This is a genomic window from Micromonospora sp. NPDC049004 (genome assembly GCF_040649315.1).
In the GTDB taxonomy this organism is placed as follows: domain Bacteria; phylum Actinomycetota; class Actinomycetes; order Mycobacteriales; family Micromonosporaceae; genus Micromonospora.
In genome coordinates this window covers 414,407-436,614 of record NZ_JBEZFG010000005.1, presented here as the reverse complement: position 1 = coordinate 436,614, position 22,208 = coordinate 414,407, and the positions used below count along the sequence as shown (strand labels likewise).

At 72.7% G+C, this 22,208-nt stretch carries 22 protein-coding genes; 13 read left to right on the top strand and 9 right to left on the bottom strand.

The features are described 5' to 3' along the window. Nucleotides 1-7: 7 nt before the first annotated feature. The 4 genes from pstS to AB0B97_RS18260 all read right to left on the bottom strand — a co-directional run bounded on the left by pstS (nucleotide 8) and on the right by AB0B97_RS18260 (nucleotide 4,143). Complete coding sequence (pstS, locus tag AB0B97_RS18275) at nucleotides 8-1,114, bottom strand: phosphate ABC transporter substrate-binding protein PstS (RefSeq protein WP_234588342.1); 1,107 nt, start codon at nucleotides 1,112-1,114, stop codon at nucleotides 8-10. Between the two features lie 291 nt (nucleotides 1,115-1,405). Beyond that, complete coding sequence (mshD, locus tag AB0B97_RS18270; protein ID WP_357494796.1) at nucleotides 1,406-2,332, bottom strand: mycothiol synthase; 927 nt, start codon at nucleotides 2,330-2,332, stop codon at nucleotides 1,406-1,408. A gap of 63 nt (nucleotides 2,333-2,395) precedes the next feature. After that, complete coding sequence (locus tag AB0B97_RS18265) at nucleotides 2,396-3,277, bottom strand: polysaccharide deacetylase family protein (RefSeq protein WP_234588344.1); 882 nt, start codon at nucleotides 3,275-3,277, stop codon at nucleotides 2,396-2,398. Between the two features lie 146 nt (nucleotides 3,278-3,423). Beyond that, complete coding sequence (locus AB0B97_RS18260) at nucleotides 3,424-4,143, bottom strand: response regulator transcription factor (protein WP_179781168.1); 720 nt, start codon at nucleotides 4,141-4,143, stop codon at nucleotides 3,424-3,426. 241 nt (nucleotides 4,144-4,384) lie between these two features. Here AB0B97_RS18260 and AB0B97_RS18255 point away from each other — a divergent pair, with 241 nt between their 5' ends. The 5 genes from AB0B97_RS18255 (at nucleotide 4,385) to AB0B97_RS18235 (ending at nucleotide 7,913) form a co-directional block, all read left to right on the top strand. Continuing rightward, on the top strand, nucleotides 4,385-5,440 hold the full coding sequence (locus tag AB0B97_RS18255; RefSeq protein WP_357494793.1) for a hypothetical protein: 1,056 nt from the start codon (nucleotides 4,385-4,387) through the stop codon (nucleotides 5,438-5,440). A 105-nt stretch (nucleotides 5,441-5,545) separates the two neighbouring features. Next, on the top strand, nucleotides 5,546-6,334 hold the full coding sequence (locus AB0B97_RS18250) for a DUF2993 domain-containing protein (RefSeq protein WP_357494791.1): 789 nt from the start codon (nucleotides 5,546-5,548) through the stop codon (nucleotides 6,332-6,334). A 116-nt stretch (nucleotides 6,335-6,450) separates the two neighbouring features. Then, on the top strand, nucleotides 6,451-6,528 hold the full coding sequence (locus AB0B97_RS18245; RefSeq protein WP_310503780.1) for an Ms5788A family Cys-rich leader peptide: 78 nt from the start codon (nucleotides 6,451-6,453) through the stop codon (nucleotides 6,526-6,528). A 209-nt stretch (nucleotides 6,529-6,737) separates the two neighbouring features. After that, nucleotides 6,738-7,586, top strand: a complete 849-nt coding sequence (locus tag AB0B97_RS18240) for a sulfurtransferase (RefSeq protein WP_357494789.1) — start codon at nucleotides 6,738-6,740, stop codon at nucleotides 7,584-7,586. 6 nt (nucleotides 7,587-7,592) lie between these two features. Then, the gene (locus AB0B97_RS18235) at nucleotides 7,593-7,913 is read left to right on the top strand and encodes a DUF1416 domain-containing protein (protein WP_357494787.1); all 321 of its coding nucleotides are present in this window, start codon (nucleotides 7,593-7,595) and stop codon (nucleotides 7,911-7,913) included. A 112-nt stretch (nucleotides 7,914-8,025) separates the two neighbouring features. On the opposite strand, the gene AB0B97_RS18230 is transcribed toward AB0B97_RS18235, so the two are convergent. Next, nucleotides 8,026-12,411 carry a S8 family serine peptidase gene (locus AB0B97_RS18230; protein WP_357494785.1) on the bottom strand — a complete coding sequence of 1,462 codons (4,386 nt, stop codon included), beginning with the start codon at nucleotides 12,409-12,411 and terminating at the stop codon, nucleotides 8,026-8,028. 209 nt (nucleotides 12,412-12,620) lie between these two features. Here AB0B97_RS18230 and AB0B97_RS18225 point away from each other — a divergent pair, with 209 nt between their 5' ends. Together AB0B97_RS18225 and AB0B97_RS18220 are read left to right on the top strand one after the other, a co-directional pair. After that, nucleotides 12,621-13,100 carry a winged helix-turn-helix domain-containing protein gene (locus AB0B97_RS18225; protein ID WP_357494977.1) on the top strand — a complete coding sequence of 160 codons (480 nt, stop codon included), beginning with the start codon at nucleotides 12,621-12,623 and terminating at the stop codon, nucleotides 13,098-13,100. Nucleotides 13,101-13,266: 166 nt separating this feature from the next. Beyond that, nucleotides 13,267-14,031 (top strand): hypothetical protein, encoded by a 765-nt coding sequence (locus tag AB0B97_RS18220; RefSeq protein ID WP_357494975.1) that lies wholly within the window; start codon nucleotides 13,267-13,269, stop codon nucleotides 14,029-14,031. Between the two features lie 19 nt (nucleotides 14,032-14,050). Here the strand turns inward: AB0B97_RS18220 and AB0B97_RS18215 are convergent, their stop codons facing one another. The 3 genes from AB0B97_RS18215 to AB0B97_RS18205 form a co-directional block, all read right to left on the bottom strand. After that, entirely contained in the window at nucleotides 14,051-16,105 is a 2,055-nt protein-coding gene (locus AB0B97_RS18215) for a glycogen debranching N-terminal domain-containing protein (protein WP_357494783.1), read from the bottom strand. After that, on the bottom strand, nucleotides 16,102-16,482 hold the full coding sequence (locus AB0B97_RS18210) for an SCP2 sterol-binding domain-containing protein (protein ID WP_357494781.1): 381 nt from the start codon (nucleotides 16,480-16,482) through the stop codon (nucleotides 16,102-16,104). The genes AB0B97_RS18215 and AB0B97_RS18210 overlap by 4 nt, the downstream gene beginning before the upstream one ends. 82 nt (nucleotides 16,483-16,564) lie before the next feature. Continuing rightward, nucleotides 16,565-16,939 (bottom strand): DsrE family protein, encoded by a 375-nt coding sequence (locus AB0B97_RS18205; RefSeq protein WP_357494779.1) that lies wholly within the window; start codon nucleotides 16,937-16,939, stop codon nucleotides 16,565-16,567. A gap of 12 nt (nucleotides 16,940-16,951) precedes the next feature. Between AB0B97_RS18205 and mtfM the strand changes: the two genes are divergently transcribed. Both mtfM and AB0B97_RS18195 read left to right on the top strand, forming a co-directional pair. Next, entirely contained in the window at nucleotides 16,952-17,056 is a 105-nt protein-coding gene (gene mtfM, locus AB0B97_RS18200) for a small membrane protein MtfM (RefSeq protein ID WP_305076120.1), read from the top strand. A 55-nt stretch (nucleotides 17,057-17,111) separates the two neighbouring features. Continuing rightward, nucleotides 17,112-17,702, top strand: coding sequence for an FABP family protein (locus tag AB0B97_RS18195; protein WP_357494777.1), 591 nt, complete (start codon nucleotides 17,112-17,114; stop codon nucleotides 17,700-17,702). A gap of 4 nt (nucleotides 17,703-17,706) precedes the next feature. Here AB0B97_RS18195 and AB0B97_RS18190 read toward each other — a convergent pair whose 3' ends face one another. Then, the gene (locus AB0B97_RS18190; protein WP_357494775.1) at nucleotides 17,707-18,588 is read right to left on the bottom strand and encodes an aminotransferase class IV; all 882 of its coding nucleotides are present in this window, start codon (nucleotides 18,586-18,588) and stop codon (nucleotides 17,707-17,709) included. 66 nt (nucleotides 18,589-18,654) lie between these two features. Here AB0B97_RS18190 and AB0B97_RS18185 point away from each other — a divergent pair, with 66 nt between their 5' ends. The 4 genes from AB0B97_RS18185 to AB0B97_RS18170 all read left to right on the top strand — a co-directional run bounded on the left by AB0B97_RS18185 (nucleotide 18,655) and on the right by AB0B97_RS18170 (nucleotide 22,100). Beyond that, nucleotides 18,655-19,086: a Fur family transcriptional regulator gene (locus AB0B97_RS18185; RefSeq protein ID WP_357494773.1), complete on the top strand. Its 432-nt coding sequence runs from the start codon at nucleotides 18,655-18,657 to the stop codon at nucleotides 19,084-19,086. Then, the gene (locus AB0B97_RS18180; RefSeq protein ID WP_357494771.1) at nucleotides 19,083-20,195 is read left to right on the top strand and encodes a folate-binding protein; all 1,113 of its coding nucleotides are present in this window, start codon (nucleotides 19,083-19,085) and stop codon (nucleotides 20,193-20,195) included. Before AB0B97_RS18185 ends, AB0B97_RS18180 begins: the two co-directional genes overlap by 4 nt. A 23-nt stretch (nucleotides 20,196-20,218) precedes the next feature. Beyond that, nucleotides 20,219-21,046 (top strand): 3-keto-5-aminohexanoate cleavage protein, encoded by an 828-nt coding sequence (locus AB0B97_RS18175; protein WP_357494769.1) that lies wholly within the window; start codon nucleotides 20,219-20,221, stop codon nucleotides 21,044-21,046. A gap of 94 nt (nucleotides 21,047-21,140) precedes the next feature. Beyond that, on the top strand, nucleotides 21,141-22,100 hold the full coding sequence (locus tag AB0B97_RS18170; RefSeq protein ID WP_357494767.1) for an asparaginase: 960 nt from the start codon (nucleotides 21,141-21,143) through the stop codon (nucleotides 22,098-22,100). The last annotated feature ends 108 nt before the right edge of the window (nucleotides 22,101-22,208 follow it).

Below are 22,208 nucleotides of genomic sequence, written 5' to 3'. Positions count from 1 at the left end.
GGTCGGGTCAGGAGAGGTTCTTGACCGCGGTCTCGACCTTGGTGCGGACCGTCTCCGGCAGCGGGGCGTAGCCGAGGTCGGTCAGCGAGTTCTGGCCCTCGGCGCTGGCGGCGTAGCCCAGCAGACCCTTGACCAGTGCCAGCTTGTCGGCCGCGAGGCCCTTGCTGCAGACGATCTCGTACGTCGCCAGGACGATCGGGTAGGCCCCGGCCTCCTTGGTGTTGTAGTCGATCGACAGCTTGAGGTCGTCGCCCTGGCCATCGATCTTGGCGCCGGCGATGGTCTTGCCAGCGGCCTCGGCGGTCAGCGCGGCGAACTCGCCGTTACCGTTGCCGATCTTGGCCATGTTCAGGCCGGCGTTCTCGGCGAACGACCACTCCATGTAGCCGATGGAGCCGTCGGCACCCTTGACCGAGCTGGCCACGCCGTCCGAACCCTTGGCGCCGGTGCCGCCCGGGGCCTTCCAGGCCTTGGCGTTGCCCAGCGTCCAGTCCGCCTCGGAGGTCTTCGAGAGGAACTTGGTGAAGTTGTCGGTGGTGCCCGACTCGTCCGAGCGGTGGACGGTCTGGATGGTGGTCGCCGGGAGCTTGGCGTCCGGGTTGTCGGCCTTGATCGCCGCGTCGTCCCACTTGGTGACCTTGCCGGCGAAGATCTTCGCCAGGGTGGCCGGCTTGAGCTGGAGGTTGTCCACGCCGCTGACGTTGTAGGCGACGGCCACCGGGCCGATCACCATCGGCAGGTGGATGGCCTTGCCGCCGGCGCACTTGGCGTCGGCCTGCGGCTGCTCCTCCGGCTTGAGCGCGGAGTCGGAGCCGGCGAAGTCGGCGGTCCCGGCGATGAACGCCTGGATGCCGGCGCCCGAGCCGGAAGCCTCGTAGTTGATCGTGGTGCCAGCGCACTTCTGCTGGTACGCCTTGATCCACTCGGCCATGGCGTTCTTCTGCGCCGACGAGCCCTGGGCGTTCAGCGTGCCGGTAGCGCAGTCGACCGCGGCGGCCGAGCCCGCGGCAGTTGCGCCGGAGGCGGGCTCGTTGTTGTCCGAGCCGCATGCGCTGAGGCCGAGCGTCGCGGCAAGAGCGAGGCCGGCAATAGCGCCGTACCGCTGGAGCTTCACCTGAGGGGTTTCCCTTCGCGTCTGACTTGGCGCCCCGATCCCGGGGCCCGAGGACCGGCTTTGACCGGCTGACACGAAAGTTAGAAGTGCCAGGTAGCCGGTTCGCCGGTCGCAAGTGAACGCAAGGTGAACACGTACGGCCCCCGAGGTGACCGCTTGCTGAGGGTGAGTTGTCCGTTAAGTGAACCGGGATACACCTGTCGGAAGTATGGGTATATATCCGGTTCAGCGTTATCCCGCCGACGCTCGGCCGTTACCCGCCGGTGACTCGCTCGGCCCGACGGCCGACGGTCAGCCCAGGTGGTAGTTGATGTGCGCGGACCAGCGGGCGAAGCCCAACCGCTCGTAGAGCGCTACCGCTCCGGTGTTCGAGTCGTCCACGAAGAGCATCACCCGGTCCAGGCCCCGCTTGTCCCGCAGGTACGCGAGCCCTGCGGTGGTCAGCGCCCGACCGAGCCCGCCACCGTGCGCGGTCGGCTCCACGCCGAGCACGTACACCTCGCCGATGCGGGCCGACCCGGGCCGCTCGTGCACCTTCGTCCAGTGGAAGCCCAGCAGCCGACCGGTCGAGGTCTCCTCGGCGAGCAGGAAACCGGCCGGGTCGAACCACGGCTCGGCGAGGCGGACCCGCAGGTCGTCCGAGGTCCACCGCCCCTGCTCGGGATGCTCGGCGAAGGCCCGCGCGTTCAGGGCCAGCCAGGCCGCGTCGTCGGCACCGGGGCGGAACGCACGCAGCGTCACCCCGTCGGGCAGACGCGGCTCGCCCAGCGGGGCGGCCAACGGCCGGCGTAGCTGCCAGAGCACGCGCGCCCGGCTGAACCCGAGGTCCACGGCGAGCGCCGCCGCCGACGGGTGGTCGCCGTGCGCCCACGCCCGCAGTGGCCCGGTGGCCGAGGCGAGCACGCCCCGGGCCAGCGCCCGGCCCGTGCCCCGCCGCCGGTACGCGGGGTGCACCACCAGCTCCACCCCGATCCCGCCCACCGGGTCGGTGGTGTCGAGGTGGGCGTACCCGGTGAGGGTGCCGTCATCGGCGCGGGCCAGCAGGTGTACGGCCGGCGCCTGCGGATCGCGCAGGCGGAGCAGGACGTGTTCGTCGAGCGGGTCCGCGCCGTCGGTGTCGCCCGCCGTGCGCGCCAGGGCCAGCACGTCGGCGATCTCCGTCGGGGCCAGTCGGTCGGTCCGGGTCACCTGGTCGCTGGTCGGCTCCGCACTGCTCATTGGATCACCGTAGCCGCTGCGTCCGGTGCGTCCCGGACTCTCGCCCGAGTAGGGGGAAGTGGCTCACGTCGGGTCGGTGGGCAGTGCCTCCAACTCGTAACGCGAGCTGAGTGCGGGCAGTATCCGGCGCAGCGCGTCGACGGTGCCCTGCCGGTCGCCGCCGGCATCGTGCATGAGGACCACGGCACCCGGTTCCACCTGCGAGAGCACGGTCGCGGCGATCTTGCTGGCACCCGGGGCCTGCCAGTCCGACGGGTCCACCGACCAGTGCAGCGGGGTCATGCCGAGCTGCTGGGACACCGACACCACCGGGTACGTCCAGGCGCCGCCGGGTTGGCGGTACCAGACGATCGGGGCGTCCGGGACTGCCGCTCGGATCGCCTCGTTGGTGCGGACCAGGTCGGCGCGGATCTGGTCGGCGGACTTGTTGCCCAGGGTGACGTCGTGGTGCCAGGAGTGATTGCACAGGGTGTGGCCGTCGGCGACGATCGCCTGGACGAGGTCGGGATGATCCTGCGCGTTCTCGCCCACCACGCAGAAGGTGGCCTTGACGTCGTACTCGCGCAGGATCGCGAGGACCTGCGGGGTGTAGCGCGGGTCCGGCCCGTCGTCGAAGGTCAGCGCGAGTCGGGCGTTGCCGGTGTCGGTGTGGGCGCCGAACAGCTTGTCGCCGCTGGCGTTCTGCCCCGAGCCGTCCTGGCCGGCCTCGGTCGGGCCAGCGCTCTGGCTCGCGGTCGGGCTGCCCGTCGGGGTGCCGGTCGAGGGCTTCTCGGGAGGCTGGTCGGCGTAGTGCGTGCCGTCGCCCTCGGTGGTGACACCTGTGGCGTGTCGCTGGGTCTGGTCGGGGACGAGACTGCGGCCCAGCACGTACGCCGAGCCGAGCAGCGCGACCACCACCACCGTCACGATCACTGCCGCGCGCGCGGTCGAGCTGACCCGCGTCACGGCTTCCGCCCGGCTGGCCGGACGCGCCGGCCCCTCGCCCCCGTGCTACCTGCCCGCACCGTCGCCCCCCTTTTCCGACAACCCGGCAGTCAGAATATGACCGGCGAGCCGCGCAAAAGGGGCATATGGGAAATCGCCCTGGCTGGTTAGACGGGCAGCGGCGCGTGCTCCGCCTCGGGCAGGGAACGCGACGGCGGGACGACGAACTTGTAACCCACCTGGCGGACCGTGCCGATCATCGACTCGTACTCCGAGCCGAGCTTGGCGCGCAGCCGCCGGACGTGCACGTCCACCGTCCGGGTGCCGCCGAAGTAGTCGTAGCCCCAGACCTCGCGCAACAGCTGGTCGCGGGTGAACACGCGGCCCGGGTGCTGGGCGAGGAACTTCAGCAGCTCGAACTCCTTGTAGGTGAGGTCGAGCGGGCGACCCTTCAGCTTGGCGGCGTACGTGTCGGGGTCGATGGTCAACTCACCGGCCCGGATCGAGCCGCCGGCACCGGCGGTCGCGTTGCTCAGGCGGCCGACCGCGAGCCGCAGTCGAGCCTCGACCTCGGCGGGACCGGCCGACGCGAGGATGACGTCGTCGACGCCCCAGTCCGCGTTCAGCGCGATCAGGCCGGCCTCGGTCACCACCGCGACCAGTGGCACCCCGAGCCCGGTCGCGTGCAGCATCCGACAGGTCGCTCGGGCCTCGCTCAGCTCCGACCGGGCGTCCACCAGCACCGCGTCGGGGCTGGGCCCGGCAACCAGGGTGCGGACGTCGCGCGGCGCGGTGCGAACCGAGTGTGGCAGCAGGTCGAGCGCCGGCAGCACAGCCGACGGTTCCCCTGCGCGCGCGGTCACCAGCAGCAGGATCTCCACGATCACCTCCGTCCCGGCGGCGCAACGCCGCACGCGACCAGACACACTCGTGGCAGAGTGCGCTGAGAAATAGCGTGGTCCCGGCGTCGCTGACGGGCGGGTAACGCGTTGAGCGTAACCGATCGCCTCGGCTGCGCCTTGAGGTCATTTCCCGTTTGTCTAGCTTGCCCCTGATCGTGGCGCAGGTTTTAACGTTGCGGAAACCCGTGACCGGCGCGGCGGGCAGCCCATCTGGCACGATCGGGGCGTGTTTCCCTCCACCTCGTCCGACGCCGGCCGCGAATCGTGGTCCGACGGTCCCCGCCCGGGTCCGGCCGCTCCGACCCGTGGCCATCCGCCCGCGCCGCGCACCGGACCGGCCGTCGCCGAAGGCGAACGCCGTGGGCGGGGTGGGCCGCGCCGGGCCCGCCGCGCCGGGGAGCCGGCCCGTCGTTCCGAGGACGAGGTCGACGAGCCGGAGGAGGAGCCGGTCGCTCCGGTCGAGGTGCACCGGCCGCTGGCCCTGACCATCGCCGGCTTCGCCGCGCTGCTCGGGGTGGGTCTGGTGCTCGGCGCGCAGACGTCCGGGCCGGGTCACCGCCTGCCGTTCGCGTTCATCGTCTTCGGCGTCCAACTGCTGTTCGTGCTCGCCTGGACGATGGCCATGCGCCCACCCGCGCTGCTGCTGGTCGGCGGGATCAGCGCCGCGGTCGCCGCGGCCGCCGACATCGCCGCCGTCCAGAGTGACGTCGCCGGTCTGGCGCCGCTGGGCTACCTGGCCGTCGGCGGCTTCCTCGCCGCCGTGCTCGGCCAGCTGGTCCGCCGCGTCGACCGGGTCCGGGTCACCGACTCCCTCGGCGCCACCCTGCTCATCGTGGTCGGGGTCGTGGCCTTCGGCACCCTGATCGTGCTCAGCCGCATCCCGGCCGGCACCCAGGCGATCACGGTCTGCCTGACCGCGAGCGGGGTCGCGCTGACCGTCGCCCGGCTCACCGACGCGGTGCTGCCGTGGCCCCGGCTGGCCCCGCAGGTGCCCCGGGGCGCGGCCGGCGTCGTCGCCGGCGCGATGGTGGGCACGCTGGGCAGCGCGCTCCTCGGCAGCTATCTGGTGACCCCCTTCACGCCGACCCGGGCCGCGGTGATCGGCCTGGTCGCGGCCGTCACCGCAGTCCTCTCCGATCTCGCCGTGGGGTACGCGGAGGCGGGCCGCCTGATGGCCGGCGAACCGCCCACCATGTGGGTCGCCCGGCACATGCAGGGTCCGCTCGGCGGATTCGCCCTGGCCGCACCCGCCGCGTACGCCATGTGCATGCTGTTCCTCTGAGCCCACGGTTGAGGCCGGTGCCGGTCGGGTACCTACGGGTGCGCCGCGCTGCGGCACCGGTTCGGACGTCCCGCCGATCAGCGGCGGGCGGAGACAGGAGGCGGCGTGGCCCAGGAGTATCCGGCTGGCGAAACCCGGCCCCGACGGCGCGGTCGCAAGCTGCTCATCGGCCTGGTCGTCCTGCTCCTGGTGGTGGGGGGTCTGCTGGTGGTCGCCGACCGCGTGGCGGTCGGCGTGGCCGAGCGGCTCATCGCCGAGCGGGTCAGCCAGGAGGTCAGCAAGCAGGGGGCGCAGTCGGCCAAGCCCGACGTCGAGGTCGGCGGGACGCCGTTCCTCACCCAGGTGCTGGACGGGCGGTACGAGCGGATCTCCATCACTCTGCGGGACGTGCAGGCGTCGGTCGAGGGTGACGCCGTACGGCTGCCGGTGCTGGACGTGGACGCCCGCAACGTGCGTGCCTCGATCGACACGCTGCGGACCGGGCAGGGCGACATCGTCGCCGACACGGTCAACGGCACCGGCACGATCAGCTACGAGAGCCTCGCCGCGCTGCTGAACCGACCCGGGCTCAAGCTCGGCGAGCAGGGCGGCAAGCTCGCCGTCACCGCCCCGGTCGACATCCTCGGTCAGAAGTTCACAGTCGCCGGCACCGCCGACGTCACCGTCGCCGAGAACGGCAAGGTGGCCCTGCGCTTCAACAACCTGGACGCCGCGGGCCTGCCGAACCTGCCGCTGGCCCGGCTGGCCCTGAACCGGTACGCCCAGGGGATCTCCATCGACGTGCCGCTGCCCGAGTTGCCGTTCCAGCTCGCGGTCCGGGAGGTCCGGCCGTTGCCCGAAGGGCTGGCGGTCACCGCCGACGCGAAGAACGTGCCGATCAACTCCGCCGGCTGAGTCGCGCCTCAATCGTCCGGGCCGCTGGGACGCTTCAGCTGCCCCGCAGCCCGGACGATCCCGGATGGTGGTCGGTCCAGTGGCAGCCCGGTCACTGGCTGGTAGGCTCCGTGCTCATGGGGACCCACCTCACCAAACGGCGCGCGGTCGACCTGTGCCGCGTGGCCACCTGCCTGTGTCGCCCTGTCATCTGACGGCGGGGCTGTTTTCGGCCGCCTGACGGCGGCCACCGGCACGCAGGGTCCTCGACCCTTTCCGGTGATCCCACCGAACGCCCGGCAGCGGCGCCGTCGCACGAACCCGTGATCCCGTCCTTCCGCTGGGTCCCGCGCGCGGTGCGACAGTTCAACCCATCGATATTCGCGCGTTGGCTCACCATCCATCCTCACCAGGGAGTGATTCGATGAGTCGCGACACCGCACTCGTATCGGCCGAGTGGGCCGAGAAGAACCTCGACGCCCCGGGCGTCGTCTTCGTCGAGGTCGACGAGGACACCTCGGCCTACGAGACCGGCCACATCGCCGGCGCCATCAAGATCGACTGGAAGACCGACCTCCAGGACCAGGTCCGCCGGGACTTCGTCAACAAGACCCAGTTCGAGGCGCTGCTGTCCGAGCGGGGCATCAGCAACGACGACACCGTGATCCTGTACGGCGGCAACAACAACTGGTTCGCGGCGTACGCCTACTGGTACTTCAAGCTCTACGGCCACCGCGACGTGAAGCTGCTCGACGGCGGTCGCAAGAAGTGGGAGCTGGACGCCCGCCCGCTGGTCACCGAGACGGCGGCCCGCCCGGCGACCCAGTACGTCGCGCAGGAGCCGGACACCTCCATCCGGGCCTTCCGCGACGAGGTCGTCGCCGCGATCGGCACCAAGAACCTGGTCGACGTGCGCAGCCCCGACGAGTTCGCCGGTCGGCTGCTCGCCCCCGCGCACCTGCCGCAGGAGCAGGCGCAGCGGGCCGGTCACATCCCGACCGCGATCAGCGTCCCGTGGTCCAAGGCGGCCAACGAGGACGGCACCTTCCGCTCCGACGACGAGCTGCGCAGGATCTACGGCGACGCGGGGCTGGACGACAGCAAGGAGACCATCGCGTACTGCCGGATCGGCGAGCGTTCCTCGCACACCTGGTTCGTGCTGCAGGAGCTGCTCGGTCACCGCAACGTGAAGAACTACGACGGTTCGTGGACCGAGTACGGCTCGCTCGTCGGCGTGCCTGTCGCGCTCGGCGACGAGCCCGGGGAGGCCTGATCCGCCATGACTGCTCCCACCGCCGCGGGTTGCGCCGCACCCGACCAGGCCGCGCCGCTGCCGGCCAGCCTGGACCTGGAGAAGGAAACCGTCATCACCGGCGTCGTCCGCTCGTCGGCGGACGAGGTCGTGCCGGGCGCGTACGTCCGGCTGCTCGACTCGACAGGTGAGTTCACCGCCGAGGTTGTCACCTCGGCGGCCGGCCAGTTCCGGTTCTTCGCCGCGCCCGGTTCCTGGACGCTGCGGGCGCTGTCCCGGCACGGCAACGGCGACGCCGCCGTCACTGCCGGCCGGGGCATCAACGAGGTCGCCGTCACCGTCGCCTGACCCATCGCTCTGATCGACCGGGGCCGGTCACCCGCAGAGGGTGACCGGCCCCGGTCGTCGTCGCGCGGGTGGCCGGCGGCCGACAGGTCGCCGGCCACCCACGCGTGTCGGGTCAGATGCCGGTGGCTCTCGTGCAGGACGAGACCGGATCGAGGGTGAAGTCGAGTGTGTCGACGATGCCCGCCTCGATCCGCGTGCGCTGTGTCTGCGGCACCCAGGCGTCCTTGGCGACGATCACGTCGTAGCGGCCCTTCGGCAGCCACCACACGTACCGGCCCTGGGCGTCCGCGGTCAGGGTGTAGCCGGTAGTCGTCCCCACCCGGTTCACCCGGACCGTCGCCGCGACCCCGACGGTGACCCCGGCGCAGGTGACCCCGGTGACGGTGCCCTGGATCCTGCCCCAGCTGGCCGGCGGCGACACGTTCATCCGCACCGGCACCGCTGAGACGCGGTACGGCGTGTCGGATGCGACGCCCAGCTCGCCGGAGTAGGTGCCCGGCTGGTCCACGCCGGCCGCGACAGTGGCGCTCATGGTGACGGTGACCGTTCGGGAGGCGCCCGCGGCCAGCGTGAAGGTGCCCGGTGTCGTGGCGAGCCAGGGAAGGTCCGCCTCCCCGTCGCACAGCTCCAGGCCGCTCAGCCGCTCACTCTCGGCGGAGCCCACGAAGGACGACGGCGAACCACCGATCTTGTACGCGCCGCAGGCGGCGGCGCCCCGGTACCTGCCGAACTGGACGTTTGGCAGGTCGCGCCAACCTCCGGCCACCGGGTCGTACGCGATGGTCCGGTTGGTCACCGTTGTCGACGCGGCCGTGACCCCGCCGGCCAGGACCAGGAGGTCCCCGGCCGCCGTGTACTGGGAACCCCAGAGGTCCAGCGGCAGGTTCGGCAGTGGGCGCCACGCGTCCGCCGCCGGGTCGTAGCGGTAGGCGTCGGTGTACTCGGTGCCGCCGGTGCCGCCGGCACAGTAGATCGCGCTGCCGATCCCGCCGCAGGAGAGCCAGGAGACCCGATGCGGGTAGGACGCGCCGGTGTGCAACGCGCCGGTCGCCGGGTCGAAGACGACGAGCCGGTCCGAGTCGGTGCAGTCGTTGTCCAGGCAGCCCCCGACCAGGTAGACCTTCCCACCGGTCACCGCGCCGCCGGCAGCCGCCGCCGGGAACGGGTTGGTCGCTCCGGCCACCGTGCTCCACCGTTCCGTGGCAGGGTCGAACACGTCCACCGAGGCGACCGTGTTGTCGTCGACTCCCCAGCCACCGAGGACGTACACCTTGCCGCCGACGGCCGCCGCGACCGGCTTGGCCCGCGCGGTCGGCAGGTCGGGCAGCGCGGCCCAGGCGTCCGTGTCGGGGTCGTAGCGCCACGCCTTGCCTTCCAGGCCGCTGCCGCCGCCACCGCCGACGGAGTAGACCTTCCCGTCGAGGGTGGCCGCCGCGTTGTCGTAGACGCCGGCGAGCAGGTCGGCGATACCGGTCCACCCGTCCTGCGCCCGTGGCACGGCCTCCGTTCCGGTCTGCGCCCCGCCGTACGCGGTACCCGTGCGGGCCTTGCTGATCCCCTTCATCCGCTGCTCCCGCAGCGGCGCACCGGCCCTGGACAGCAGATCGAACCGCCCGCCGCGCTCCACCAGGTTGACGGCGGCCGGCGCGCTTCCGGTGTTGCGGACCGTCAGCTTCGTGGTCCGGGTGCTGCCGTACGACTGGTACGACTGGACGTTCGTGGGGGTGACGGTGAGTCTGCCGGCGGCCAGCGCGACGTCCAGCCGTCGGACCTCGTCGGCAGTCACCGTCGCCGTCTGCGTGGCCGCCTGGTACGGCGCACGGCTGGCCGTGAACCGGTGCGCCCCGGTCAGCCCGGAGAAGAGCCGGTAGAAGCCGTCCGGCAGGGCCGGGTCGTCAGGTGTCGACGCCGACGTGCCACGGTCCGCCGGTCGGTCGGCGCTCACCACCGTGACCCCGTTGAGCGGGGTGCCGGTGTTGCGGTCGGTGGTCAGGCCGAGCACCAGACCGCCGGCTGCCGGCACGCAGTCGCGGTTGACCAGCTGCACGTCGTCCACCTGCCACCACCACGCGAAGGTGCCGTGGAAGCGGAACCGGACCTGCACGGCGGACGCCCCGGCAGCCGGATCCAGGGGCACCTCCTCGAGCAGCGGTCCACGTCGGCTGCTGGTCTGGTGCCAGACCGTGGTCCAGGTGGTGCCGCCGTCGGTGGAGACGTCCACGTCGGCGGCATCGGTCACGCCGACCGCCCGCCAGTCGCTGTGGAACCGCAGCACCGGCGCGGGCGTGGAGCGCAGGTCGACGGTCGGGGTCACCAGGTCGGTGTCCTGGGTCCTACCGGAGCCGAGACGGTCGCTGTCGGCGATGGCGAAGGCGCCGCTGCCGCCGGTGAGGTTGCCCCGCTCACCGGCGTCGTCGAAGGTCCAGCCGCCGTCCCCGGTGCGGTCGCGGACCGCCCAGCCGTCCGGCGCGGCGGCGCCGTCGAAGCTTTCGGCCAGGAGCGGCGTGCCGAAGCTGCCGGTGTAACCGGCCGCCGTGCAGGCGCTCTCGACGGGTACGGCGATGTCGGCCGGAACCGGCCCGTCGCCGGTGGCCACGTCCCGGGTGACCGTGCGGTAGCCGGGGTAGCGGGCGGTGACGGTGAGCCGGTACGTGGTGTTGCCCGGCACGGTGAACGAGTACCGCCCGGTGGCCGGGTCGGTGAACACCGGTCCGCCGGGACGGCCGGTGACCTCGATCCGGGCGTAGAGCGGCCAGCCGTGCCCGGAGCCGTCGGTGACCCGGCCGCTCACGGTGACCGACGGGTTCGCCGTCAGGGCGAAGTCCTCGGTGACCGTGCCGCCCTCGGTGACGGTGACGGTGGCCGTCCGCGCGGCGTACCCGTAGGCGCTGACGGTGACAGTGGCCGCGCCGGCCGGCACAGTGAGCGCGTACCGGCCGTCCGCGCCGGTGGTGGCGCTGCGGGTGCCGTCGCCGACTGTCGCGCCGGCGATCGGCTCGCCGTCAGCGGCGGCGGTGACCGTGCCGGTGATCCGCCCGACGGCGCCGCGCGGGGCGTCCCGCACCGCCGCGTACGCGTCCAGCCGGCCCTCGCCGAAGACGTTGTTGTCGGCGGCGGTGCCTCCGCAGGCGGTGGCGTCGACGTCGCGGGCGGTCCGGTCCAGCAGCTCCTCGGTGGCGGTGACGTCACCCTTCAGGCTCGGCGCCGCCGACCAGAGCAGCGCGACGGTGCCGGAGACGTGCGGCGCGGCCATCGAGGTGCCGTCGAAGGCGGCGTAGGAGTCGCCCGGAACGCTGGAGCGCACGTTGCTGCCCGGTGCGGCGACGTTCGGCTTGTACGACAACGTGTCGGTGCCGCCACCCCGCCCGGAGAAGTCGGAGATCGCGTCGTGCACGTCGTACGAGCCGACCGCGTACGCGTTGGCGTTGTCTCCGGGTGAGCCGGCGCTGCCGCAGGCCGGGCCGTCGTTGCCCGCCGCGAAGACGCCGAAGATGCCGGCCGCCCGCCAGGCCGCGATGGTCTGCTGGAACCACGGGTCGCCGCCGGCGCCGCCCCAGGAGTTGTTGACCACGTCGGGGCGCAGGTCGGGGCGGGGGTTCTGGCCGTTCAGGTCGGTCGGTGCCAGCACCCACTGGCCGGCCGCGAGCAACGATGAGTCGGTGCAGGAGTCGGTCTCGCAGCCCTTCGCGGTGATCCACTTCGCGCCGGGTGCGACGCCGATCTGGTTGCCGGCGCGGTCGTCGCCGACCATCGTGCCCATGGTGTGCGTGCCGTGGCCGTTGTTGTCGCAGGGCGCGGCGCTCGGGCACACGCCCGCCGGGTCGTACCAGTTGTGGTTGTGGTCGAACGCGCCACCGCCGAGGTTGCCGCGGTACGCCCCCACCAGCGCCGGGTGGTCGTACTGGACGCCGCTGTCGATGTTGGCGACCACCATGCCCTCGCCACGGTCGGCGAACTCGCTCCACACCTGCGGGGCGTTGATGTTGGTGAGTCCCCACTCGGCGCCGTTGGCGGTGACGCGGCCGCCGGTGACCGGTTTCGGCCGGAGCAGGGGATAGCTGCGGCTGGGCTCGATCCGGGCCACCTCGGGTCGCTTGGCGATCTGGTCGAGCAGCGCCCGGTCACCTGTCACGCGCACGGCGTTGGCGATCCAGTACGTGGTGTACGGCGCCTTGTGGGTGGTGAGCAGCGAGCGCAGGCCCTTCTGGGTGCGCCTGGCGGTCGTCGTGAGCAGCCGGCGCACCTCGCGCGCCCGATCGTCCGGGTCGCGCAGCTTCGCCGTCCGGCTCAGCGGCGCGGTGTCCCGCAGGTAGACCAGGAAGCTCGCGCTGCCCGACGTGCCGAGCTGGCCGAGCAGGCGCTGGTCCACGCGGGCCGGTGTCGGCCGGGGCGCGGGTCGGGCGGCCACCGCGGGCTGGGCGGTGAGGGCCAGCAGGGCCGCGCAGCACGCGACGGCCGTCCGCCAGAGAGCGGACCTCAGGGTTGATGGTCGGAGCACTGTTCCTCCCCACGTTGGGTCCCGACGGGTTCGGGACGGGCGCGCACCGCCGTGCACAGTGAACAACGCCGGTCAGTGCCTGGTCAGTGACGTGGCGTCATTCCGACCGTTGCGACGGGGCCCCGAAATGCATCGGCATCCGTCACTATCTTCGGGTGGTGGTAGCGGGTGGTGCGGGCGGAGTCGGCGGGCCCGGTGCGGAGGTCCCGATCGTCGTCTGCGTCAGTGCGGACGCCTCGGTGCGCGAGCGGGTGCTGCGGCAGCTCGACGGTCCGATAGTGACTTGCGCGGACCTGGCCCAGCTGCGGGCGATGCTGTTGCCACCGTCGGCAGGCGCGGCACCGGCCGTCGGACCGAGCACCATGCCGTCGCCGCAGGGGCGCATCAGCTGGGGTGAGCTGGTCGTCGACCGGGCCGGGCACGTGGTCACCTGGCGTGGCGATCCACTCCCGCTCACCCGTACCGAACGGGAGCTGCTCGCCCGGCTCGTCGGTCCACCGCTCGTGGTGTGGAGCCACGAGCAGCTCTTCGCCGCGGTCTGGGCCGGCACGTACCTCGGCGACACGGCGATCCTGCACTCCGCGATCAAGCGGCTCCGGCGCAAGCTGCACGGGTTGCCGGGTGGGCCGCGGGTGCACACCGTGCGCGGGGTCGGCTACCGGCTCGACCCGCCGCCCCGGCCGGCCTGATCTTCCGCCGTCACCCCGACCGCCGACCGCTGCCTCCGGTGCGGAGGACCGCCCGTGACACCATGGCCGGGTGAGCGGTGCTGTCCAGACGGGTTGGGCCCCGTCGAGCGATCCCCCCGCGCCGGCACCGACCCGGCGTGGGCGGCGCTGGCTGCTGGTCGCGACAGTGTTGTGGGCCGTGCTGCTGGCCGGCCTGGCCTGGATGTCGGTCCGCGACGACCCGCCGACGGTGCGCGAGCAGCGGTCCCTCGACAAGGCCGCCCCGGTGGTCGACCGGGCCGTCGGTGAGCTGGCCCGGGCCGCCGGCACGGCCGGGCTGCTGGAGCTGGGCCCGGTGCGGGTCGACGCCGGCTGCCGCGTCACCCCGTTCTCCGACGGCGCCGCGCTGCGGCGCGAGGTCGGCGTGCTCGCGCCCGCCGGCACCGAGCGCACCGTGCTGGCCGGCATCGCCGACCGGCTGCCGTCCACCTGGCGGGCCGGCGTCGGCCCCGGCCTTGACGGGCCGGAACTCCACGCCGACGCGGGCGAATTCGTCGCCGTCGAGGGACGACCGACCGGGGATGGCCGGCTCCGGTTGACAGTCGACACCGGCTGCCGGCCGCTGGGCGCCGGCTACGACCCGAAGCCGGCCACCGGCGCCGGCCCGGAGGCCGTTGCCCTGACGGCCGCCCTGACCGCGCTCGACCGGCCGGGCGACGCCGCGCCGGACCTGGTCACCGCGCCGTGCCCGGACGGCGCCGTGGCCCGTACCGCACGGTCCGCCGCCGGGCCGGGCCCGGCCACCGCCGGCGCGCTCGCCCCGCTGGCCGGGGACGCCCCACTGCTGGACAACCCCCCGGTGTACGCGTACCGCGCCGGCGACGTCACAGTGCTTGCCGAACTCGGCCCGGACACCGCACGGGTCGCCGCCACCGTCGGCTGCCCCGCCTGAGCCGGACGTCGGGCCCGGATCAGCGGCCCGTCTGCTGGTCCTGCGGGCCTCGGCTGCGACCCAACGCGTCCACGCGGCCCCAGCGGCCGGGAATGTCCAGCAGCTCCACCCGGCCCATGCCCGGTGGCACGGCCGGATCGATGATCAGGTGTTCGCCCTGCGGTTCCAGCCCCAGCATGACCCGCAGCAACAGCAGCGGCGTGCCGCTCGACCAGGCCTGCGGGCTGCACGCGGTCGGGTACTCCACCGGGTAGCCGGTGCGGCTACGGGCGTAGCCGGCGAACGCCTCCGGCAGCCGCCCGTCGAAGTAGCGGGACGCCGCGAGCATCGCGTCGCAGATCAGCCCGGCCTCCTCCCGGTAGCCGTACCGGCCCAGGCCCCAGGCGATGATCGAGTTGTCGAACGGCCACACGGTGCCCACGTGGTAGCCGATCGGGTTGTACCGGCCCTCGCCCTCGGCCAGGGTCCGCACGCCCCAGCCGGAGAAGAGCCGAGGCCCGAGCAGGTGGCCGACCACCTTGCCGGCTCGGGGCTCGTCCACGATCCCGCTCCACAACAGGTGCCCGATGTTCGACGTGAGCGCGTCCACCTGCCGGCCGTCGGCGTCCAGGGCGAGCGCGTAGTACTCCCGGTCGGCGATCCAGAAGTCGTGGTTGAACCGCTGCTTGAGCGCCGCCGCCTCCCGCTCCAGCCGGTCGGCGTACGCCGGGTCGTTCCAGATCTTCCGGGCCAGCCGCGCGGCCCGGATCTTCGCGTCGTACGCGTAGCCCTGCAGCTCGCAGGTGGCCCGGGGGAAGCCGGGCAGCCGGCCGTCGGCGTACGAGATGGCGTCCCAGGAGTCCTTCCAGCACTGGTTCTGCAGCCCGGTCTCGGGGTTGCGGGTGCGGTACCAGAGGTAGCCGGTGCCGAGCAGGTCGCCGTACGTGTCGATCCACTCAAGGGCCGCCCGGACGTGTGGCTCCAGCCGCTTGACCAGCGCGGTGTCGCCGGTCCAGCGCTCGTACTCGTCGATCAGGATGACGAACAGCGGCGTCGAGTCGGCCGACCCGTAGTACGGCGAGTGCGGCTGCTCCTCGAAACCGGCGGTCTCGCCGTACCGCAGCTCGTGCAGGATCTTGCCGGGCTCCTCGTCGCGGAAGTCGTCCACCCGGTGCCCCTGGAGACCGGCGAGCATGAGGATGGTCGCCGGGACCAGCTCCGGCAGGAACGGCAGCACCTGCAACGAGGTGATGATGCTGTCCCTACCGAACAGGGTCATGAACCACGGCAGCCCGGCGGCGATCAGCCGTGCGCCCAGGGCGATCGACTCGTAGCGCAGCGCTGCCAGGTCGTTGAGGCTCCGTCGGTACGCCCCGGCCAGCGGCTGGCAGTCACAGCCGAGCGTGGGCGCACGGTCGATCAGCTCCTGCTGCTCGGCGCGGATGGCATCCGCGCCGCGGTTGCCCGCGAACGGCAGGGTGGCCCGGATGTCCTCCTCCCGCGCCCCGTAGACGACAGTGGAGACGTGCAGCCGGGTCGTCCACTCGCTGTTGCGCCCGATCCGGACCCGGAAGGTCATCCCGGCGGCGTCGACCTGCGCCGGCACCGTCGAGCGGACCACTGTCTCGCGGTGGAAGGCCTCCCGCCGGTACGTCAACCGCAGCTCGTCGTTGGTCACCCCGATGGTCGTCCGGCCGACCTTCTGCTGGGCGTGCTTGATCTCGAACAGGTCGGCGAAGTCGCTGCCCATCTCGACCCGGACGGTGAACTCGGCCTCCGCGCCGGAGTAGTTGAGGACGGTCAGCTCCTCCTCGAAGCCACCTCCGATCTCCCGCCGACGGATCATCGACACCTTGGCGTCGAGGTAGTGGGTGGGTTCGCCGGGCGCGAGAAAGAACGTGGTCCGGTACGACTCGCTGTCGTCCACGGAGAGGGCGTGCAGCCGCTCGCCGTCGAGGGTGAGCACCCAGCTCGACAGGAATCGCGTGTCGAAGGAGAACAGCCCGGTCGGGAAGTCGAAGGACGGTTCGATGTCTCCGCGGTGGTCGGTGACGAGGAAGGTGTTGCCGTCCAGGATGCTGACGAGATCCTTCACGACCGCCGTCCGGCTGCCTGTCGGGCCACCTCGCGCGGGTCACGGGTGCCCGGCGGGTTCGGGAAGAAGCGGCGGAAGGCCAGGAAGAGCACCACGTCACCGCTGAAGGTGCTCTCGTTGCGCAGGACCGCGGCGAGTCCCTGTGCCTCGCCGGTGATCAGCCTGTCGAACAGGGCCGCGCTGCTGTACCAGATGGCGTCGGCCGGGCCCCGCTCACGGCTGGCCTGGACCGCTCCCGGCCGCATCCGGACCAGCCAGTGTTCGGTCTGGTGGTCGATGCCGAGATCGATCTGCAGGGTCCCCGTGGCCAGGCCGCCCAGGATCGTGGGCGCACGCGTCGGCAGCGATTCGAAGAACCTCTCCGTCGCCTCGGTCACAGTCGAATCGTAGGCAGCTGTCCGAGATGTCGGGTCGGTATCCGGAGTCCGCCCATGCCGTCGCCCCGGGGCGTGCCGGTGGTCAGTAGACGAGCGCCTGCGCGCCCTCGGCCAACGCCTCCTCGACGAAGACCGCGGCGCCCGCGATCCGCACACCGGGCAGTACGTCGTCCGGGCCGATCTCCCGCCGGGCCGCGCACTGCGTGCAGGCGGTCACCCGACCACTGGTCAGGATGACGTGCAGCAGCTCGGCCAGCGGCGCGGAGTGCGGCAGCTCGAACTCCTGGGCGCGGCCGGGCAGCGCGAACCAGGTCGACTCCCCGGTCAGCCAGAGCGACACGTCCACGCCGGCCGCGACAGCCGTGGCGGCGACAGTGAACGCCTGCGCGCACCGCTCCGGGGCGTCCATCCCAGCGGTGACCTTGACGACGAGAGAGCGGGCCATGGGGCCCAGCATAGGATGGTCACGATGGTTACCGAGATCGGGTTCGTCAGCCTGCTGGTCGCCGGCCTGGGCGGGCTCGCTGGCGGCCTGGTCTACCTGGCAGTGAAGATTTCGAGGGGACGTTGGTGAGCGCGAGGAGTGAGCCGGGTCTGCGAGCCCCGCAGTCGCGAACGAAGGTGGAACGGTGAGCGACGAGAACCCGCTGCAGCCGCCGTGGCTGAACGCGCCGCCGGTCGAGGAGTACCCGTTCGAGGAGAGTCACGACCTGCGGGTCGGCCCGAAGCTGCACCCGGCGCTGGACGGCCTGTTGCCGTACATCGGTCTGTGGCGTGGCCGGGGCAAGGGTGGCTTCCCCACGATCGAGGACTTCGACTACGCGCAGGAGATCCGGATCAGCCACGACGGCCGGCCGTTCCTGCACTACGAGTCGCGCGCCTGGATCCTCGACGAGCAGAGCCGGCCCGTCCGCCCCGCCGGGCGTGAGGTCGGCTGGTGGCGGCCGGTCATGGTGGACGGCCGGGCCACCGACGAGCTGGAGGCGCTGCTGAGCACGCCGACCGGGGTGATGGAGCTGCACCTCGGCAAGCGCACCGGCACCCAGGTCGAGTTCGCCACCGACGCGGTGGTGCGGACGGCGACCGCCAAGGAGGTCACCGGCGGGCACCGCCTCTTCGGCATCGTCGAGGGCGCGCTGCTCTACGCGCAGGAGATGGCGGCGATGGGTCACCCCCTCAGCCCGCACCTCTCGGCCCGGCTCGTCCGGGTGGGCGGCTGACGCCTCAGCCGACGGGGAAACCCAGCAGTTCGTGCAGGGCGGGGGTACGCGGGCAGCGGTCCCGGCGTACCCCGTCCAGCATCCGGACCTCGGCGAGTCCGCGTACCGAGGAGCTGAACCAGACGCCGTCGGCGGCGTGCAGCTCGGCCGGGGTCACCATCCGTTCGGCGCCGTCGAGGCCCAGCTCGTGGGCGTGGGCGAGCAGCCAGGCGACGGTCGTGCCGGGCAGGATGCCGGTGGTGGCGGCGGGCACCGTGCAGATCGTGTCCCCGGTGAGCCACACCACGTTGGCGATGGGCCCCTCCAGGGCGTACCCGTCGGACGAGACCCAGAGCACGTCGTCCACCCCGTTGGCGCGCGCCCAGCGGCGGGCGGCGCTGTTGACCGCGTACGACGTGGATTTGATCCCGGCCGGCAGCCAGTCCAGGCCGGTACGCGCGGCGGCGGGCACCCCCAGCGGCAGGAGGGCCACGGCGATCCCGTTCCGTCGGGCCGCCAGCGACGACGCCGGCACCGCGGTCAGCGTGGCGTAGACGGTCGGCGGGCCACCGGCCTCCGAGCCGCGGGTGCAGACCAGCCGCAGCGCGCCCTCCACCTGCGCCGGCCAGCCCGCGAGCACCGAGTCGAGCAGATCGGTAAGTGCGTCGGTGGGGGGCAGGTCCAGGTCGACGGCCGCCGCCGCCCTGGCCATCCGGGCCAGGTGCTCGTCGCGCAGCCACGGCCGCCCCTGGCGCAGGTGCATCGACTCGAAGAGCCCGTCGCCGTGCAGGACGCCCAGGTCGTCGCCGCGCAGCAGGGGTTCGTCCGTCGGGATCAGGCCGCGCCCCAGCACCGCGATCCGCGCGCTCGGCCTGGCCGGGACACTGCCCGAGGACGACGTCACCATGACCGCCGAGCGTAGCGGCGGTCGGGCGCGCGCAGGAGGTCGGCGCGATCGCCGAACTATGATCGGATGGTGTCCGAATCCTCCCTCGCGGAAATGCTCCGGGCCCGTGGGCTGCGGCTGACGGCCCAGCGGCAGCTCGTCCTCCAGGCGGTGCTCGATCTGGGCCACGCCACACCGGAGCAGGTGCACACCGCGGTCCGGGAGGTCGCCGCCGGCGTCAACATCACCACCATCTACCGCACGCTGGAGCTGCTGGAACGGCTCGGCCTGGTGACCCACACCCACCTCTCGCACGGTTCGCCGACCTACCACGCGGCGGGTGAGCACCAACACGTCCACCTCGTCTGCCGGGAGTGCGGCGCGATCGACGAGATCGATCCGGAGCTGCTCCGACCGCTGGCCGAGCAGTTGGCCGAGCAGCGGGGTTTCCGGGTGGACATCGGGCACGTGTCACTCTTCGGCGTCTGCGACCGCTGCGAGAACGGGGATCAAACATGATCGACATCGCGGGCGCGGTGGCCGTCGAGAGCATCGACGAGGCCAGCCGTGACCAGCCGGACCCGGCGCACGTCGCGGCCGGGGTGCGGGGGGTGGCCGCGCACTACGGCGACCCGCTGCGCGAGCAGCGCGTCCTGGACACCGCTGTCGGCCTGGTCGACAGGTCGCACCGGGGGATCATCGCGGTGCCCGGCGAGGAGCGGGCCGGCTGGCTGCACACGATCACCTCGCAGCACCTGAGCACGCTGGCCGCCGGCGAGGGCACGGAGCTGCTGGTGCTCTCCCCGCACGGGCACGTCGAGCAGCACGCCCTGGTCGCCGAGGACGGCGAGACCACCTGGCTGGACACCGAGCCGGGGGCGACCGAGGGCCTGCTCGCGTACCTGGAGAAGATGCGGTTCTTCAGCAAGGTCGACCCCCGCGACGCCACCGCCGAGCGGGCACTGCTGTCGCTGGTCGGGCCGGCGGCGTCGGAGGCCCTGGGCACGCTCGGCGTGACCGGGCTGGCCGCGCCGGACCTGGTGCCGGTGCCGGGTCCGAAGTTCGCCGCCGGGGCCGTGCCGCCCCGAGCGGGCATCCGGTACGACGTCCGACCGCTGCCGATGGGCGGCTGGGCGCGACGTGGCGTCCTCGGGGTGGACCTGCTGGTTCCCCGTTCGGCGATGGAGCAGGTGGTCGCCGAGCTGCGTGGGGCGGGCGTGCCGGTCGCCGGCCTCTGGGCGTACGAGGCGATCCGGGTCGCCGCCCGGCAGCCGCGGGTCGGGGTGGACACCGACCACCGGACCATTCCGGCCGAGGTGGACCTCATCGGCCCGGCGGTGCACCTGGACAAGGGCTGCTACCGGGGCCAGGAGACGGTGGCCCGCGTACACAACATGGGTCGGCCCCCGCGCCGCCTGGTGCTGCTGCACCTGGACGGGGTGACCACCGACCAGCCGCCGACAGCCGGTACGCCGGTGACCCTCGACGGGCGGGCGGTGGGCTTCGTGGGGACCGCCGTGCTGCACCACGAACTGGGTCAGGTCGCTCTCGCGGTGCTGAAGCGGAACGTTCCGGACGACGCCCCGCTGATGATCGGCGAGACCGCGGCGGCGATCGACCCGTCCTGAGCGGGGCGTCTAGGATCGCCGGCATGACGACAGGGACGTTGATCACGGTGGCCCCGACCGGCGCGGAGTCGGCCAAGGCGGAGGTGCCGGCGCTGCCGGTGACCCTGGACGAGCTGCTGCTCACCGCCAAGGAGTGCGAGGCGCTCGGCGCCGCCGTGATCCACGTCCACATCCGTGACGACGAGGCCCGGCCCACCCTCGACCCGGCCCGGCTGGCCGAGACGGTGGCGGCGCTGCGGGAGAGCACCGACCTGATCGTGCAGCTTTCCTCCGGCGGCGCGGTGACCGACCCGGAGGCGTCCCGGCTCGCCGTGCTCGACGCGCGTCCGGACATGGCCTCCTGCACCATGGGCACCGTCAACTTCGGCGACGACGTCTTCCTCAACCGCTGGGAGTTCATCGTCGACCTGCACACCCGGATGCAGGAGCGCGGCATCGTGCCGGAGTACGAGATCTTCGACCTCGGCCACCTGTCCGCGTTGCAGCGGCTCCTCGGCAAGTACGGCCTGCCGGCGGGCGGGCACGTGCACGTCGACTTCGTGATGGGGGTGCCGGGCGGCATGCCGGGCACCACCGAGACGCTTGTCGCCGCCCACCGGATGCTGGCGGACCTGCCGGCGGGCACCACCTTCTCGGCCACCGGCATCGGTCGGAGCACGCTCCCGGTGCTGCTGGCGTCGCTGTCGACCGGCGGGCACCTGCGGGTCGGCATGGAGGACACGGTGACGTACGCCAAGGGTCGGCCGGTCGAGTCCAACATGCAGTTGGTCGCCCGCGCGGTCGGCTTCGCGCAACTCGCCCAGCGTCCGCCGCTGACCACCACCGAGGCCCGCGCGCTGCTCGGGCTGTAAGGCCGGCAACCTCCCGCGCCCCTGTCACCCGGGCGATGGACGACCTGGTCACCCCGCCGACGGGCGGTCCAGCCTCCTGGGTACCGTCCAGCACGTGGGAAAGACGTACGAGGGCGGCGTGCCGCTCGCCGAGGTGGTCCGGTCCGGGTTCGTGGAGGGCGCGCACCGCGGCTCGGTGGTGGTGCTGGACGCCGCCGGGGTGCCGTTGGCGACCGCCGGGGACGTGACCGCGCCGATCTTTCCGCGCTCGGCCAGCAAGCCGATGCAGACGATCGGGATGCTCCGCGCCGGCCTGCCGCTGACCGATCCGGCCGACTTGGCGTTGGTCTCGGCCAGCCACGCGGGGGAGGACTTCCACCTGGCCCGGGTCGGCGCGCTCCTTCACCGGGCCGGGTTGGACGCTTCGGCGCTGCACTGCCCGCCCGACCTGCCGGTGGGTGCGGCGGCCCGCGAGGCGGTGCTGCGGGCCGGGGGCGGGCCGAGCCGGGTGCAGATGAACTGCTCCGGCAAGCACAGTGGAATGCTGCTGACCTGCGAGGCCGCCGGGTGGCCGCAGGACGGCTACTGGCGGCCGGAGCACCCGTTGCAGCAGGGTTTGCGGGCCTCCATCGAGGAGTTCACCGGTGAGCAGGCGGCGGCGGTGGGGGTCGACGGTTGTGGTGCCCCGGTGCTGGCGGTGTCGCTGACCGGCCTGGCCGGGGCGTTCCTCCGGCTGGTCGACGCCGAGCCGGGCTCGGTGCCGCGCACGGTGGCCGACGCGATGCGGGCGCACCCGGAGATCGTCGGTGGCACGCAGGCCGACGACACCCGGCTGATGCGCGGTGTCCCGGGCCTGCTGGCCAAGGTCGGCGCCGAGGGCGTGTTCGCGGTGGGGCTGCCGGGCGTCGGCGCGGTGGCTCTGAAGATCGACGATGGGGCCGACCGGGCCCGGATGCCGGTGCTGGTCTCCGCGCTGCGCCGGCTCGGCGTGGACGCCCCGGTGCTGACCGAGTACGCCGAGGTCCCGCTCTTCGGCGGCGGCCTCCCGGTAGGCGCGGTCCGCCCGCTCTGGTAACCCGCCCCCACCCCGTTGATCATGAAGTTATCGCCATGACACGCCGACGTGGGTGGCAATAACTTCATGATCGACGGGGTGGGTGGCGCCAGGCGCGGTCGGGGTTTG